Source organism: Ralstonia sp. 25mfcol4.1 (assembly GCF_900104095.1).
Taxonomy (GTDB): Bacteria; Pseudomonadota; Gammaproteobacteria; order Burkholderiales; family Burkholderiaceae; genus Cupriavidus.
Genome location: NZ_FNJO01000010.1, coordinates 221244 through 237174 on the forward strand (window position 1 = coordinate 221244; position 15931 = coordinate 237174).

Genomic DNA, 15931 nt, shown 5'->3' on the forward strand with positions numbered 1-15931 from the left:
TGACGTGGTGACGGGATCGGCGGCGTTGCAGCGCTGGCGCCGGCATGGGGCCGGGTAGAATCCCGCCTTATGCCGAGTCTGATCCATTACCTTCGCGGCGGGGCGGCGGCCATCGCCGCCGTCGTCGCCTGCGCGGCCCACGCCAGCGATATCTCCTGCGAGGCGCCGGCCACGCGCGCCAGCCAGATCATCTGCGAGACCGCACTGTTCTCGATGGGCTACCAGCGCATCTATGCCGACCAGCAACGCCTGCTCAAGGCCGGCGTGATCTCGCAGGCGGACATCGACGCCTTCCGGCGCCAGCGCGACGCCTGCGACGCCGCCAGTTGCCTGGATGCCGTGTTTTCCGCGTGGCGGCAGCATCTGACGGACATCGGCGCGCCGCGCTCGCGCCAGGGCCGGTAACGGCCGCACGCCCGACTAGGCCATCGGGCCGCTTCGCAGCCGGCCCAGCACCTCGGGGTTGGCCAGGTTTGCAGGCGCCCCGGCAAAAAAACGGTTGATATTGTCGAACGCCCCGCCGTAGTACGCCTCGTAGTTGTCCTTCTCGACAAAGCCGATATGCGGCGTGCATAGCGCGTTGTCGAGCCGCAGCAGCGGATCGTCGGCACCCAGCACGGGCTCGCGTTCATAGACATCCACGGCGGCAAACCCCGGGCGTCCGGCCCGCAGGGCATCCGCCAGCGCACCCGGCGCGACCAGCTCTGCCCGGCTCGTATTCACGAGCAACGCGGTGGGCTTCATGCGCGCCAGATCGGCGGCGGTGACGATGCCTTCGGTGTCCGCACTGAGCCGGACGTGCAGGCTGACCACGTCGCTCTGCGCGAAAAACGCCTCGCGCGACGGTGCCACATCGAACCCGTCCTGGCGGGCGTCGGCGGTGGAACCTTCCCGTCCCCAGACCCAGACCTGCATGCCGAAAGCCCGGCCGAAGCCCGCCACCTGCCGGCCGATGCGGCCATAGCTCCAGACGCCCAGCCGCTGGCCGCGCAACTGCTGACCCAGATGGCCCTGCCACTGGCCCGCCCGCAGCCGGTTGGCCTCTGCCACCAGATGGCGGCGGCTGGCCAGTATCAGCGCCCAGGTCAGCTCGGCCGTTGCCGCGCCCGATCCGCTGCCTTCCGTCACCGCGATGCCACGCGCCGTGCAGGCGGCCAGGTCGATGTGGCCCGCCACCTTGCCGGTCTGGCTGATCAGCCGCAGCCGGGGCAGGCGGTCGAGCAGCGCCGCCGTGATGGCCGTCCGTTCGCGCGTCAGCACGATGGCATCGGCCTCGGCCAGGCGCGCCGCCAGCGCGTCGATGTCCTTGACGTTGTCGTGGTAGAGCGTCACCTCGTGTCCGTCCAGCCGTGAAAAACAGTCGAGGCTGCGCACGCAGTCCTGGTAGTCGTCGGGAATCGCGATTCGCATGAACAATCGGGCCGGGAAGGCGCCGGCGGGTTGTGGAATGCCGAAAATGAAAAGTGTAGGAAGAAAACCACGTCGGGAAAGGCTGCATTTCCATGCCATGGAAATGAATGGCCTGCGACGCTGTTCGGTGCAGGCTGGCTGGCCTAGATTTGAGGCTGCGTCCCCACGGCACCGCCCGTTTTGCCTGCTGGTCAGCGGTCGGCCGTGTGCGGATGCACCCGACGAGAACAACGACAAGGAAGACAAAGGAGCGCCCCATGCCCACCTACCAGTTGCAGGTCAACGGCAAGCCGCATGCCGTGGACGTCGATAGCGATACGCCCCTGCTCTACGTGCTGCGCGACAATCTGGGCCTGCACGGCCCCAAGTTCGGCTGCGGCCTCGGCCAGTGCGGCGCCTGCACGGTGCTGTTCAACGGGACGGCCACGCGGTCGTGCGTGCTGCCGGTGGCGTCGGTCGGGGACGCGCGCATCACCACGCTGGAGGGGCTTGGCACGCCGGACAAGCCGCATCCGGTGCAGCAGGCCTTTATCGACGAACAAGCCGCGCAGTGCGGGTATTGCATCAATGGCATGGTGATGACGTCGGTCAGCTTGCTCGCACAGACCGCCAGGCCGACCGAAGAGCAGATCCGCAATACGCTGGCCGGCAACCTGTGCCGTTGCGGCACGCACACCCGCATCATCAAGGCCGTGCAGCGCGCGGCGCAAACGTCCGCAAAGGAGGCCTGACCATGGATCGTCGCGCATTCCTGAAGGGCAGCGGCGGGCTGCTGGTTTCGTTCACGTTGCCGGACCTGGTGCCCACGGCCCACGCGCAGGCGGTCACCGGCATCGACGCCGCAGGCCAGACCGTGAGCAAGGCGTCCACCGCCAAGGGCGAGGTCGATGCCTGGCTGGCCATCGCGCCCGACGGCCGCGTCACGGTCTACAGCGGCAAGGTGGACCTGGGCACCGGCGCGCGCACCGCGCTGGCGCAGATGGTGGCCGACGAGCTCGACGTCGGCTTCCAGCAGGTGGATCTGGTCATGGGCGATACGCTGCTGACGCTGGACCAGGGCCAGACCGCCGGCAGCCTGACCATCCAGGACGGCGGCGGCACGCTGCGCCGCGCTGCCGCGTGCGCGCGCCGGGCACTGGTGACCCGGGCCGCCGCGCAATGGTCGGCCGATCCCGGCACGCTCGCCGTGGCGGACGGCGTGATCGCCACCCCGGGCGGCGAACGCCGGATTGGTTATGGCGAACTGGTGGCAGGCAAGCCGCTGCAGGTGGCGCTCGATCCGAATGTCCCGCTGAAGGCGCCGGCGCAGCACAAGCTCGTCGGCAGGAACGTGCCGCGCGTGGACATCCCGGGCAAGGTGACCGGCCGCTTCACGTTCATGCAGGACTTCCGCCTGCCCGGCATGCTGCACGCGCGCGTGATCCGTCCAGCCGGGCCAGGGGCGAAGCTGGTCAGCGTCGACGAAGCGTCGATCCGCGACCTGCCCGGTGTCCGCATCGTCCGCAAGCAGGATTTCCTGGCCGTGCTGAGCCCCAGCGAATGGGGCGCGGTCAAGGCCGCGCGCCTGCTGCAGGTGAAATGGGACGACCCGCCTCACTTCCCCGACCAGGCCGCGCTCTATGCCTGGTGGCGCAAGCTGCCGGTCAGCAGTGTCGAGACCCCGGCCAGCAAGGGCGACGCCGCCACGGCGCTGGCGGGCGCGGCCCGGCGTATCGAAGCCACCTACGAATTTCCGCCGCATACGCATGGCTCCATCGGCCCGGCCTGCGCCGTGGCCGACTTCCGCGACGGCCAGTGCACGATCTGGTCGGCCGCGCAATCCACGCACTCGCTGCAGGGCGAGATCGCGCTGACGCTGGGCGTCGACAAGGCGAAGGTCCGCCTGATCTACCTGGATGGTGCCGGCTGCTATGGCCGCAACGGCCACGAGGACTGCTCGGCCGACGCCGCGCTGGTGTCGCAGCTCGCGGGCGCCCCGGTGCGCGTGCAGTGGATGCGGGCCGACGAACATGGCTGGGACCCCAAGAGCCCGCCCACCGCCATCGACCTCAAGGGCGGCCTGGACGCACAGAAGCGCCCCGTCGCCTGGCAATCGGCGTTCTACGCGGCCGCCCAGAAAGGCTCGATCGCCGAATTTCCGCTGCTGGCCACCATCGCGTCCGGCATCAGACGGCCGGCCTATGTCACCGGCAATATCTCGAAAAACGCCGATATCCAGTACACGCTGCCGAACGTCAGCACCAGGGTCTACCGGGTGACCGACAGCACCTTCCGCACCGCCCATCTTCGCTCGCCGGGCCGGCTGCAGAACGCTTTCGCCAACGAGGCGTTCTTCGACGAACTGGCAGTGGCCGCCGGCGCCGACCCGCTGCAATGGCGGCTGGAGTACCTGTCCGATCCGCGCGCCCGGGCCGTGCTGGAAGACGTGGCCAGGCTATCCGGCTGGAATCACAGGACCGCCAGATCGATCCGCCGCAAGGGCGACCCGCGCGATGTGGTGCGCGGCCGGGGCCTGGCCTTTGTGCGCTATGACAACGACCGCACCTACGTGGCCACCGTGCTCGAAGTGGCCGTCAGCCGCAAGGACGGCCATATCCGCGTGACCGACGTCTGGTGCAGCCACGACTGCGGCCAGATCATCAGCCCGGACGGCACGCGCAACCAGATCGAAGGCGGCATCGTGCAGACCATCAGCCGCGTGCTGATGGAGGAACTACGATTCGACGCGCATCGCGTGACGTCGGTCGACTGGGCCAGCTATCCGATCCTGCGCTTCCCCGATGTGCCCGACATCCATATCAGCCTGATCGACCGGCCCGAGGCGCCGCCGTGGGGGGCCGGCGAAATGGCGCCTGCCACGATTCCCGCGGCAATTTCCAATGCCGTGTTTGCGGCGACGGGCGTGCGGTTGCGGTCGGTGCCGTTTCTGCCCGAGAAGATGCTGGCGGGGCTCAAGGGCGCTGCGGGCGGGAAAGCGAAACTCACGGGCACGAAGATGAAGAACGCCGCCGCCTGACACCGCGACGCGGTTCGCGCCATGAACAAGGCCCCCGATGCCAACGCGTCGGGGGCCTTTGTGCAGTTGCTCCGTCGGTTATCAACCTCCGGCCTGCAGCCCGCGCTCCACCATTTCCAGTAACCGCTGCCCGATCACCGCGGCCTGCTCTTTCGCCCGGCTGCGCAGTGGGCCGTCGATCAGCAGGACGGCCAGGCCATGGACGGCCGACCACGCGATGTACTCCGCCCCGGGCCGGCGGTCCGGCGCCAGCAGCCCCGCCTCGACCCAGCGATCCAGCGCGGCGCCCAGCAATTCGAACGGATTCAGTCCGCTGTTGCCGGCCTTGGCCGGGTCAGTGTCGATCTCCACGTCGTCCGGCACCGAAAACGCCGTGCGGAACAGGCCGGTCTCGGCCAGCGCGAACTGCAGATATCCCATGCCGACCGCCCGCAGACTGCCGCGCGCGCGCTCGGCCGGCGACGCATCGGCAGGAATCGCCGCCATCTCGGCTTCCATGGCCATCGCCAGGTTCGACAGGGCCCACGCGCGCACGGCCTGCAACAAATCCTGCCGACTGGCGAAATGGCGATACGCGGCGTTGGGCACCACACCCGCGCGCCGCGTGGCTTCGCGCAGCACGATGGCGTCCGGACCGCCATCGCGGGCCAGGTCGATACCGGCGTCCAGCAGCGCGCGGCGGAGGTCGCCGTGCCGATAGGTCGTGCGCGTGGGCGGCGCTGCAGCAACGGCACGGTTCATGTGATCCCCCATGTGGACGGCGTCCAATCCTGTTCGTTTCATAGTAGACAGTGTACACAAATCCTGCCAGTGCCTGACACGCCATCCAGGACGGAATGTGGATCGCACGGCACGGCTCGAACGTACTCAAAGTATCGGCGCGAACAGCTTGGCCACGTGCATGGCCACGCGCAGGATGGCCGGCGAGCCCAGGAAATCGCTCGGGCCGATCTGGCGCGCCTGGGCAAAATCGGCTTCGAGCATGCGCGCCACGTCCGCGGCGAAATCGGGGTGGGCGGTCATCACCATCAACTCGAAATTCAGCCGGAAAGACCGGTTGTCCAGGTTGGCGGTGCCCACGGCGGCCGCCTCGTCGTCGATCAGGATCACCTTCTGGTGCAGGAATCCGGGCTGGTAGCGGTAGATCTTCACGCCCGCGCGAATCGCCTGGTACGCGTAGATGGTGGACGCGCCGTAGACCACCTTGTGATCGGGCCGCGATGGGATCAGGATGCGCACATCCACGCCACGCAGCACGGCCAGCCGCAGCATCGCAAACACGGCTTCGTCGGGCACGAAGTATGGCGATGTCATCCACAGCCGGCGCGTGGCCGACTGGATGGCCTCCACAAAGAACAGCGAACAGGTTTCCTGCGCGTCGGCCGGCCCCGACGGCACGACCTGGCACACCATGTCGCCCACGTGGCCCGACGGCGGCGTCATCAGGTACGGCACTTCGCGCGCGGCCCAGTACCAGTCCTCGGCAAAGGCCATCTGCAGGTCCAGCACCGCCGCGCCCCGGATGGCGATATGCGTATCGCGCCACGGCGCCAGCGGCGGCCGGCGGCCCAGGTACTCGTTGCCGACGTTGTGCCCGCCCACGAAAGCCTGTGCGCCGTCGACGACCACAAGCTTGCGATGATTGCGAAAATTGAGCTGGAAGCGATTGACAAAGCCGGGATGCGTGGCAAACGGTCGCGCCTCCACGCCGGCCTGCTGCAGCACGCGCACATAGCCACGCCCCAGGGCATGGCAACCGATGCTGTCGTAGAGGAAATAGACCCGGACGCCGGCACGCGCCCGCTCGCAGAGCCGCTTTTGCAGCGCGCGCCCGAGTTCGTCGTCATGCACGATGAAGAACTGCACCAGCACCTGCTCGGTGGCCGCGTCGATGGCGGCGAAGATGGCATCGAAGGTGGCGTCGCCGTTGACCAGCAGCCGCACATCGTTATTCATCAGGCATGGCACACCGGTCAGGCTGGGCAGCGCCCGCATGCAGGCCTGCTCGGGCTGCAGCACCACGCTGGCGGCGAGCGCCTCGCGATCCTTGGCCGTCATGCCGTGCCGGATTTCGCGCAGGCGGTCGTTGTTGAACCGGCGCGCATTGACATAGCCGGCAAAACGACTCCGCCCGAAAATCAGGTACGGGATGATCGTGAAGTACGGCATCATCACCAGCGATCCCGCCCACGCGATGGCGCCTGGCGCCGTGCGCACGGTCATCACGGCATGCAGCGCCGCGAGGACTCCGACGATATGGAACGCGAGGACAACGGAGGCGATGACGCTGGGACTGAGCATAGGCACTGGCACCACGAACGGCCCGGATTCGATGAGCCGTATTCTGGCATAGCGGATCACATTGGCGCAGACCGATATCGCTGGCGACGGATCCGGCGGCCCAGGTCAGCCAGCCGCGGGCCGGATGCGTTCGCCCCGTTTGCTCAATTTTTAATCACGCCGATCCGTCACCCGCTTCGCCGCACCGCACCGCCCGCCCCTGCCCCGGTTATCCACAAAATCTGTGGATAACGATGGCTGCCCACAACAAGCCGTCGGCATGCAAGCGGATCCCCTCCATTTAAAGAAACGCCGATTGTTGGACCTCTGCCGGGCCGATACGCTGCACCGTGTTTGCCCGATTCAATGCGTTTCGCCCCTCCGATAGTGTCCGATAGTGTCGTATGAATGCCCAATCCAATATTGCGCTGCTGGCCAGCCGCAACTCGCCTCTCCATCCCATGCAGGAGCTGCTCTCCATCGCGGGATTCCAATGCAACGTCTTCCAGGCTGGCCGTGACCTGATCCACGGCCTGGGTCATGACAGCTACGACATGCTGCTGATCGACCGCGACCTGCCCGATATCTCAGCCATCGACGTCATCCGCGCCGTGCGCGCCGTGCGCAATCGCGACGTGCCCATCGTGATGTTCTCGGGCGACAGCGACGACGACGACATGGTGGAAGCCCTGGACGCGGGCGCCGACGATTACATCGTCCGGCCGCTCAATGCCCGCGTGCTGCTGGCCCGCATCGCCGCGTTGCGCCGGCGCATGGCCGGCACCCGGCTCAATGCCAGCATGCCGCTGCGTGCCGGCCCCTACGAACTCAACAACCCCGGGCGCTTCGCCACGCTCCATGGGCAGCGGATTCCGATGACACCAAAGGAATTCGACCTGGCCATGCTGATGTTCGCCAATGCCGGCCGTATCCTGGCCACGCAGCGCATCGAAAACACCATCTGGGGACACACGCTGCCGCATTCGTCGCGCGCGCTTGCCGGACTGGTCTCGCGCATGCGCCGCACCCTCGATCTTCGCGCCGAGAACGGCGTGACGATCACGGTGGTATACGCGCAGGGGTATCGCCTGGACATCCTTGACAGCGCGGCGCGGGCCGAACTGACGGCGCACCGCCGGCTCGGACTGGCTGGCAACGGCGCGCTGGCCGACTACTAGCGCGCTGGCTGACCAGTTCTCCAAGGGCGGCTGAGCGCCCCAGGCAGTAGCCCAGCCCCGCAGACAAGCCCGGATCCCTGACCATTGCAGATTCCCCGGCCATCTCGATGCCTTCGGCGATGATGCGACGGCCGGCATGTCGCCGTGCTGCACTGCGGCGTGAATGCCTGACGTGGCAGATTGCACGCCGCTCGGCTGGCGCCCCGCCACGGACGTCCGGCTTCAGCTTCGTTCCGAACCGCCGTAATTCAAGAAGATGCGATTCGACGGCAAGCATTGCGCCACTAGCATGGCGGTAGGGCCATCGCCGCTACGCGGCCGGTCGAGACAGGGATCGTCGCTGAGGCGGACAGAGAGCGGAGAACACACATGCTACGCAAGGCAGTGGATGACGATGCAGCGTTCCAGGAGGATTTCGAGGCGGCCGGACGCGACTGGGCACCCAGGCTCAGGCCTTGTGGCACCTGCCATGCCTGCGAGAAGCCGGTCGGCCACGCCGACCTGTTCTGCAGCATCACCTGCCAGTACGCCTTCGAGCATTTCGAAATGCGTTTATTGCGCAAGGAATAGAACCCGAAGCCCAACAGGCACAATGCGCGCCCCCGCGAATTTCCACCCACACCGGCCGGCATTCCGGTCCCCGCCTGTGGTGTGTCAAAGCGACGAACATTTCCTTTCAAATTCCTGTCAACCACCCTCGCTTACCACCCGTTGAGGCGTGCATTACGGCGATATCCGCAACGCGGAGCAGGCCGGAAACAAGGCCTGGCGCGGCAGGTGTGTCCGCGAGAAACACTTCGACCGACGCAGTAACTGGCATTAACGAGTCACGCGTAAAAGTTACACAACTGTTGCACTTACGCACACTTTGTGTCGACTTTCCCACGCCAAAGCCGGATACGCTTGATTCATCCCATCACCGATTGACCGCGAGAAATCATGACTGAACGCCTCATCATGCTGGACGTACCCGGCGTCCTGTATTCGGACCGCTCCGCAGCCCGCCTGGGCGGTACGCCAAACACGGGGACCCTGCGTGACGTCAGGTTTTTCGATCCCATCGCGCTGGGCTTCCTGCGCCGCCTTTTCGGTATCGCCGGCGCGCGTGTGGTGGTATCCGACGCATGGCGCCGAGGCACGCCGGCGGCCATCTTCCAGCAGCTTGATCTGCAGGTGGAAGGTATGGCGCCCCGCGTGGCAGGTGGCCATGGCGCGGAAATCGACGCCTGGTTCAGCCAACGCGCGGCCCCCGGCGCCTGGGTCATCCTGTCGACCGCGCCGGCATCGTCGTTTACCGAGGCCCAACGCGCCCGCCTGGTACAGGTGAATCCGGCCGAAGGCCTGACAGTGGACAACTTCCGTCAGGCGCTGGACATCCTCGGTGTGGCCTGCCCGTCCACCGTTACGCCCGATTCGCGCGTGGAGCCCGGCCTGAAAGCCAAGCTGCGTCATTTGCAACGCCTGGCACGCGACGAACCCGAGCGTTTCATGCCGGCACCGGCCGCCGCGGAAGCCCGCGAACAGGCCATGGCGGTGGCTGTGGCCAGCCTGACCGGCAAGCACCTGGAACCTGCCGCCATCCACGCCTGATCCGCACAGAGACCGCCGGGAAATCCACGGGTACCGCCAATGCCACGTTGATGTAATTGGTGAACAGATTCAGCGCGACATGGGCGACGATCTCAACGATTTCCCCGTCGTTGAAGCCCACTTCGCGCAACCCCGCCACATCGGCACCGGATACCTGACCGCGCGCCTCGACGAGGTTCAGCGCGAACGCCAGCGCCGCCGCTGTCTTCGGGTCATGCGATTGGCCGGACTGGGCGGCCGTCATCTCTTCGGCCGTGGCGCCCGCCTTGCGGCCCAGCGCCGTATGCGCGGCCAGGCAATAGTCGCAGCGATTGCGGTCGGCGACGGCCACGGCAATCTGCTCGCCAAGCTTGGCCGGAATGACACCAGCGCCGAGCGCGCCAAACGCGGCCCACATCGACTGCAGCGCCGCCGGCGAATTCGACACGGCGCGGAACATCTGCGGCACCCCGCCGAAAGCGGCCTGGATCTGGGCCAGCGCGGCCTGGCTGCCGGCGGGCGCGGCCTTGGGTTCGGGTACGGAAATGCGTGCGGTCATGATGGAATCTCCTGTGGAAGTGATCCGGAAAGTGATCGAAATCAGGACGTCGCCGTCCATGGGTTCCACTATGGTGGCGCAAGGCGTACGATGGGATACCATCCGTCCCGAAAACGTATCAATTCATCCCGCCGTGACCGCCACCCCCGCGCCGCTTACCGTCGATCGCCTGTCCGCGCTGCTTGAGCGGTTTCGTATCCAGGCGCATCTGTTTCATACCGGCCCGCTTTGCGGTGTGACGCGTTTCGACGAATCCCACCGTGGCTTTCTGCACGTCATGCGCGAAGGCAGCATGACGGTGACGCATCAGAGCCGGGGTCTGCCCCCACGGCTGGATGTTCACGAGCCATCGCTGCTGTTCTATCCGCGTCCCGCGATCCACACCTTTCACAATCCACCGGCCGAAGGGTCACAGTTCTCCTGTGCCACGCTGGAATTTGCCGGCGGCGCCCGCAATCCGCTCGCGCGCGCCCTGCCGCCGCTGATCGTGCTGCCGCTGGCTGACGTGCCCGGGCTGGCTCCCGCCCTGTCGCTGCTGTTCGCGGAAACCGAACGCGTGCGATGCGGCCAGCGATTGCTGGCGGATCGGCTATTCGAAGTGGTGGTGATCCAGCTCTTGCGCTGGATGCTCGATCATTCCCAGCAGGTCGGGATCCAGCCCGGGCTGATCACTGGGCTGTCCGATCCGCGTCTGGCGCGGGTGCTGGTGGCCATGCATGAGGCGCCGGGAGACAACTGGAACCTCGAAAAGATGGCGGCTTGCGCAGGCATGTCGCGCAGCGCCTTTGCGGCGGCGTTCCGCGACATCGTCGGCCAGACCCCGGCCGACTACCTGACGGACTGGCGCATCAGCCTGGCGCAGGCGCGGCTGCGTGACGGCGCGCAACTCAAGCTGCTGGCCGACGAACTGGGCTATGCCAATCCGTCGGCCCTGTCGCGCGTGTTCCAGGCCCGGGTCGGCCAGTCTCCGCGCGACTGGCTGCGCGCGCAGAGCAACGGCATGGCGGAGGACGCGACTCAGTAGTCGACTGTCATCGATACCTTGAACGTACGCGGATTGCCGATGTACAGCGTGCTGGCCGACGTCGATACGCCAGCCCAGTAATCCTTGTTCGCCACATTCTCGACGGCGGCGCGCAGCGTGTAACGCATCTGCGACGCCTTGAAGGTGTAACGCGCGCCCAGGTCGAAACGGTTCCAGGACGGCAGCGCGATCGTGTTCGTGTTGTTCGCGTACTGGCGGCCAGTCTGGATGTAACGGCCGGACACGGTGGCGCCAGCCAGGAACGGCAGGTCGCACTCGCCGCTCAGCGTCATCGTGTAGTTCGGCACCCCTACGCCCTTCTTGCCTTCCGTCAGCGGGTTGCCCGTGTTCTGGTACTGCGAATCGATATACGACACGCCGCCCAGCAGCCGCACCCCGCGCACAGGCTCGCCAAACACGCTCAATTCCACGCCGCGATTGCGCAGGTCCTGCAGGCCGAACACGTTGCCCTGCATGGTGGTGCCCTGCGGCTGTTCGATCTGGAAGAACGCCAGCGTCGTGCCGAACGAACCCGCGTCGTACTTCACACCCGCCTCGTGCTGCTTCGACTTGACTGGCGCGAAGACCTCTCCGCGGTTGACGGCGGTATTGCCCGCCGTCGGACCCTGCGCCAGGCCTTCGATGTAGTTGTAGTAGACCGACACGTTCTCCAGCGGCTTGACCACCAGGCCGAACATCGGCGACGTGGCCGAATCGCTATAGGTCGACGTCTGGGCACCGGTCGCCGTGGCGTAGCCGCGCACGTTGATCACCTGCTGGCGCACGCCGGCGGTCAGCAGCACGCGGTCGTTCAGCAGGCCGAGCGTATCGGACACCGACACGCCATTGAGGTTGGTCCGCTGCGTCACGTACGGATCGGACATATTGCCCGTGGCCGGGGCGGCCGGATAGGCAACGACCGGCGCGTTATAGAGGTTGGTGGCAAACGAGCCCGAGAATTCGAACGCCGTGGCCCGCTTCTGCTCCAGCCCCGACCAGCTCAGGTTGACCGTATGCTTGACCGGCCCAGTCACGAAGCGGCCGCGCACGCCGACTTCGCCGGAGAACGTGTCCTGCTCGAACGGCACGGTCAGGCGCGTTGCCGTGCCTACGCCGTTGTTGCCGACGCTCGCGCCGCTATAGCTGCCGAATTCGTTGGTGTGGTGTCCGCCGAAGGCGGCATAGGCCGTCCAGTCCTTCGTGATGTCGTACTCGGCGCGGATCGTGCCGTAGATATCTTCGAGCGAAGAATTGGTCCACGGCTGCGCGAAGTTCGTGCTGGCCGACGGCACCGGCGGCAGCGCCGTGCCGGACAGCGTGACCGTGCTGCGGCCCTGGTAGATGCGCTGCTTCTGATAGCCGAAATCGGCGTTCACGCGCAGGTTGTCGCCCTGGTAGTCCAGGCCAAGCGTGAACAGGCGCTGCTGGCGGCTTTCGTTGTCGATGGCCGTGTCACCGCCGCGCGCCATGGCGTTCACGCGTACGCCGAATTCCTTCTTGTCGCCGAAGCGGCGGCCCACGTCGATGTGTCCGCCGGCCTGGCCGTCGCTGGTGTAGTCAAGCGTGCCCTGTGTGATCGGCGCGGCCGTGGCGTACTTCGGCACCAGGTTGATTGCGCCGCCCACGGCGGTGCCGGCGGCGGACACGCCGGTCAGGAAGGCATTGGCGCCGCGGAACACTTCCACGCGTTCCAGCCCCTCGGTCGACGCCAGCTGGCGCGGTGCAATGCCGTACAGGCCGTTGTAGCCCAGGTCATCCGAACTCAGCGTGAAGCCGCGCACGACGAAGGTCTCGGAGAAGTTGCCGAAGCCCGAGCTGACGCGAACGGCCGGATCGTCGGCCAGCACCTGGCCCACCGTGTGTGCCTGCTGGTTCTGGATCTGCTCGGCCGTGTACGACGTGACGCTGAACGGCACGTCCATGAAATCCTGGTTGCCGAGGATGCCGATGCGGCCACCGCGCGCCACCTGGCCGCCGGCATACGGCGCGGGCAACTGGTCCGGCGACGACTCGCCCTTGACCGTCACCGTCGGCAGCGTCTGCTGCGATGACGGCGGCGCTGCTTCCTGCGCAAACGCCAGGGACGGCAGCGCGCCGGCGGCAGCCAGCGAGGCCGCAAGGATACTGAGTCGGGCGGTACGGGACGAACGAGAAGAGCGGGCGGCGCGTGCGGTATGTGCAACGGCGCGGGTTACGGCAAAAGACAAGATGACACTCCCAAAATAAATCGACGACTCCTGCGCCGCGTTCCCGACGCGGCGGACAGGCATGACCCGTGTCCGTAAATGGCGGCAGCGCTCTGTCGGCGATGCTCGTTGGTGTTCGTGGCGGCTTGCCGGCGGCGTGCTGCGGCGCTACGACGGTACAAGCCACGGCGACGCAATGGCCGCCGCCATGCCCACGGCGATGGACGCGCGCGCCAGCCGTGGCGTGGCATGGGGGGCCCAGGCGAACGCGCCGACCACGGCCAGCGCGCCAAGCGTCAGCAGTCCGGCCCAGTAGACGACACCGAAGGCCCAGCCTTCGGCCAGCACGCACGCGGCGAGGGCCAGTGCCAGGGCGAGCGAGCCCTGCCAGCGCAGCCGTGCAACAAGGGCCGGCGCCGGCGCACTGCCGCGCCCGAACATGTCGGCGTGATGGCGATCCATGGCCTGCGCCAGCCACATGAATCCGCCGATCGAGAAACCCAGGCCCGCAACGCAGGCCGCCCCGACCGGCATCGATGCCACGCTCATTGCGACACCTCCCGCGACATCTCGCCCACGCCAGCTGCCGCGCGCGGGGCAGCCGCCTTGCGCGGCACGACACCGCGCTTGCCAAGCATCGTGGCTGCGGCACCCAGGCCGATGCCGAGCGCCAGTGCAGTCAGATCGAAGCCGGCGACCACGACAGGCCCGTGGAACAGCGTCACGCCGAGGTGGGTCGATGTGGTCAGTGCGTTCAGCACGGGCACGCCGGCAAACAGTGTCGCGGCCACCCACAGCTGCACGCGCCACATGGCGCGCGTGGGGCGCCATTGCGCCAGCAGCGCCGCTACGGCCCAGGCGCCGAAGAAAGTCTGGATTTCCGTGGCCTGGCGTTGCGCCAGATCGACCGGAAGCAGACGATTGGCCCAGAAGTACGCGCCGATCGCGATCGGCAGGCCGGCAATCACGCCGAGGTTCAGCGCCTCGACCAGCCGCAGGCCGAACGGCGCGCGGCCCGTGGCGGCTATCCGTCTGGCATGGTGCTGCCGCGTCTTGACTGCCCACAGCAACGCGCCGGTAGCCACCATCAGGCAGCCGGCGAGGCCGGAAGCGAAGAACAGCGCGCGCAGCAGCGGCGGCGCGAAGTGCGCCACGTGCAGCCCGATCATGGTCGAACGCGTGGTGCCGGCCGGAGCCATCTCGTCGCCCAGCGTCGCCTTCAATTCACCGGTGGCGCCCGTAAAGACCACGGTGGGCGTCGTCGTGCCGAACTGGCGGCCTTCCTCGCGGGCCACGGCTACCGTGGCATTGGCCTTGTTGGGCGCCTCCACGGTGACGCGGCGCGGCGCGGCGCCCTGCCAGTGCGCCGACGCCTGGGCGAGCATCGGCCCGATCGGCGCCAGCGGCGCGGTTTCCGGAGTCGGCTTCACACGTGGCGCACGGGCGGCCAGCTCGGCGTTGAAGGCCTGCTCGTCGCCCTTGTACACGGCCTGGATGCCCCAGGGCATGTACATGAACAGCAGCGTCACCAGGCCCGTGTAGGTGATCATCAGATGGAACGGCAGCGCCAGCACGGCCACGGCGTTGTGGGCGTCAAGCCAGGAACGCTGTCCCTTGCGGGGGCGGAACGTGAAAAAGTCCGCGAAGATGCGCCGGTGCGTGATCACGCCGCTGATGATGGCCACCAGCATGAACATGGTGCAGAAGCCGATGATCCAGCGGGCCCAGATCGCGGGCATGTAGTGCAGGTCGAAATGGAGCCGGTACAGGAATTCGCCGCCGCGCGTCTGGCGGGCGCCGGGGATCGGCTCGCCCGATACCGCGTCCAGCGTGCGCGTTTCCAGCCGCGCGCGATTGGGCTTGCCGGCGTCCTCGGGCGTGGCCGGACGCAGCCAGAACATCGAGATGGCGGGATTGCGGTCGTCCGGCAGCGTGATGAACCAGCGTTCGGCACCCGGCGCCTCGCGCTGCAGGAAGGCAACGGCGCGCCCGACGGCATCGGCGGCCGGTACTCTCTGGTTCAGCGAAGCGTGCAACTCCGGCTTCATCCAGATCGTGATCTCGTCCTTGAAATAGCTCGCGGTGCCGCCGCAGAACACCAGGAACAGCACCCAGCAGACCAGCAGGCCCGACCACGTATGCAGCCACGCCATCGACTGCCGCAGGCCCTGGCCTTTCTTCAGTTCGGCCATCACGCGCCACCCAGGGCCAGCCAGCCCGCCGCCAGCACCGCGGCGGGCACGGCCAGGCCGATCCAGGCACGCCGGGCCGTATCGGCGGCAAACACCCAGATCACCGCCAGCGCAAACCACAGGAACGACAGCAGCGTCGACGTGATGACCGCCTCGACGCGCGCCATGCCTGCCCAGTTGGCAAGCACCAGCGCCAGGCATCCGGTTGCCAACGCGGCAACCGCGTAGCCGCCCAGGATGGCGGCCACTGCGCGCGAGGCAATCGCCATGCGATAGCCGATCGGAACGCCCTGCTTCATGTTTGTACGATGCCGGAAAAAATTGAACGCACATGATAAGCGTTCTCATCTCCATTGTCTTCAGGCACATACGACAAGCCATGTTTCTAGCACAAGACATTGGCAGACATGTCGCAAACACCACAAACCGGGGGCCGACCGACGAACGCGACCCGCCGATATTCGCACAGAGATTGCCATGCGGTTCTGCCATGCAGAACTACTATTCCACCGTGCGG

Annotated in this window: 14 protein-coding genes and 1 pseudogene; 7 read left to right on the plus strand and 8 right to left on the minus strand. The window is 67.1% G+C overall.

Annotated features, from left to right (window positions below; genetic code table 11):
* The first annotated feature begins 69 nt into the window (after window positions 1-69).
* Complete coding sequence (locus tag BLQ58_RS18870; protein ID WP_092601050.1) at window positions 70-405, plus strand: hypothetical protein; 336 nt, start codon at window positions 70-72, stop codon at window positions 403-405.
* A 15-nt stretch (window positions 406-420) separates the two neighbouring features.
* Here the strand turns inward: BLQ58_RS18870 and BLQ58_RS18875 are convergent, their stop codons facing one another.
* A complete protein-coding gene (locus BLQ58_RS18875) occupies window positions 421-1410 on the minus strand; it encodes a D-2-hydroxyacid dehydrogenase family protein (RefSeq protein WP_092601184.1) in 990 nt (329 codons plus the stop codon).
* 257 nt (window positions 1411-1667) lie between these two features.
* Between BLQ58_RS18875 and BLQ58_RS18880 the strand changes: the two genes are divergently transcribed.
* Both BLQ58_RS18880 and BLQ58_RS18885 read left to right on the plus strand, forming a co-directional pair.
* Window positions 1668-2141 (plus strand): (2Fe-2S)-binding protein, encoded by a 474-nt coding sequence (locus BLQ58_RS18880; protein WP_092601052.1) that lies wholly within the window; start codon window positions 1668-1670, stop codon window positions 2139-2141.
* A gap of 2 nt (window positions 2142-2143) precedes the next feature.
* Window positions 2144-4426 (plus strand): xanthine dehydrogenase family protein molybdopterin-binding subunit, encoded by a 2283-nt coding sequence (locus BLQ58_RS18885; RefSeq protein ID WP_092601054.1) that lies wholly within the window; start codon window positions 2144-2146, stop codon window positions 4424-4426.
* Window positions 4427-4507: 81 nt separating this feature from the next.
* Here the strand turns inward: BLQ58_RS18885 and BLQ58_RS18890 are convergent, their stop codons facing one another.
* Together BLQ58_RS18890 and cls are read right to left on the minus strand one after the other, a co-directional pair.
* A complete protein-coding gene (locus BLQ58_RS18890; protein ID WP_092601056.1) occupies window positions 4508-5167 on the minus strand; it encodes a TetR/AcrR family transcriptional regulator in 660 nt (219 codons plus the stop codon).
* Window positions 5168-5293: 126 nt separating this feature from the next.
* Window positions 5294-6727 (minus strand): cardiolipin synthase, encoded by a 1434-nt coding sequence (cls, locus tag BLQ58_RS18895; RefSeq protein WP_092601058.1) that lies wholly within the window; start codon window positions 6725-6727, stop codon window positions 5294-5296.
* Between the two features lie 383 nt (window positions 6728-7110).
* Between cls and BLQ58_RS18900 the strand changes: the two genes are divergently transcribed.
* From BLQ58_RS18900 to BLQ58_RS18910, 3 genes are all read left to right on the plus strand, one after another.
* On the plus strand, window positions 7111-7884 hold the full coding sequence (locus BLQ58_RS18900) for a response regulator transcription factor (protein WP_092601059.1): 774 nt from the start codon (window positions 7111-7113) through the stop codon (window positions 7882-7884).
* A gap of 369 nt (window positions 7885-8253) precedes the next feature.
* Window positions 8254-8454: a hypothetical protein gene (locus BLQ58_RS18905; protein WP_092601061.1), complete on the plus strand. Its 201-nt coding sequence runs from the start codon at window positions 8254-8256 to the stop codon at window positions 8452-8454.
* Between the two features lie 369 nt (window positions 8455-8823).
* Window positions 8824-9474, plus strand: coding sequence for an HAD domain-containing protein (locus BLQ58_RS18910; protein ID WP_092601063.1), 651 nt, complete (start codon window positions 8824-8826; stop codon window positions 9472-9474).
* A gap of 1 nt (window position 9475) precedes the next feature.
* On the opposite strand, the pseudogene BLQ58_RS18915 reads toward BLQ58_RS18910, so the two are convergent.
* Window positions 9476-10012: pseudogene (locus tag BLQ58_RS18915) on the minus strand (carboxymuconolactone decarboxylase family protein); the annotation flags it as partial.
* Here BLQ58_RS18915 and BLQ58_RS18920 point away from each other — a divergent pair.
* Window positions 10011-11036 (plus strand): AraC family transcriptional regulator, encoded by a 1026-nt coding sequence (locus BLQ58_RS18920; RefSeq protein ID WP_254776015.1) that lies wholly within the window; start codon window positions 10011-10013, stop codon window positions 11034-11036. The pseudogene BLQ58_RS18915 and the gene BLQ58_RS18920 sit on opposite strands and share 2 nt — an antisense overlap.
* Here the strand turns inward: BLQ58_RS18920 and BLQ58_RS18925 are convergent.
* The 4 genes from BLQ58_RS18925 to BLQ58_RS18940 all read right to left on the minus strand — a co-directional run bounded on the left by BLQ58_RS18925 (window position 11030) and on the right by BLQ58_RS18940 (window position 15713).
* The gene (locus BLQ58_RS18925) at window positions 11030-13243 is read right to left on the minus strand and encodes a TonB-dependent receptor (RefSeq protein WP_254776016.1); all 2214 of its coding nucleotides are present in this window, start codon (window positions 13241-13243) and stop codon (window positions 11030-11032) included. The genes BLQ58_RS18920 and BLQ58_RS18925 overlap by 7 nt on opposite strands.
* A gap of 147 nt (window positions 13244-13390) precedes the next feature.
* On the minus strand, window positions 13391-13771 hold the full coding sequence (locus BLQ58_RS18930) for a DUF3325 domain-containing protein (protein WP_254776017.1): 381 nt from the start codon (window positions 13769-13771) through the stop codon (window positions 13391-13393).
* Entirely contained in the window at window positions 13768-15414 is a 1647-nt protein-coding gene (locus BLQ58_RS18935) for a PepSY-associated TM helix domain-containing protein (RefSeq protein WP_092601069.1), read from the minus strand. The genes BLQ58_RS18930 and BLQ58_RS18935 overlap by 4 nt, the downstream gene beginning before the upstream one ends.
* A complete protein-coding gene (locus tag BLQ58_RS18940) occupies window positions 15414-15713 on the minus strand; it encodes a DUF3649 domain-containing protein (protein ID WP_092601071.1) in 300 nt (99 codons plus the stop codon). The genes BLQ58_RS18935 and BLQ58_RS18940 overlap by 1 nt, the downstream gene beginning before the upstream one ends.
* Between the last annotated feature and the right edge of the window lie 218 nt (window positions 15714-15931).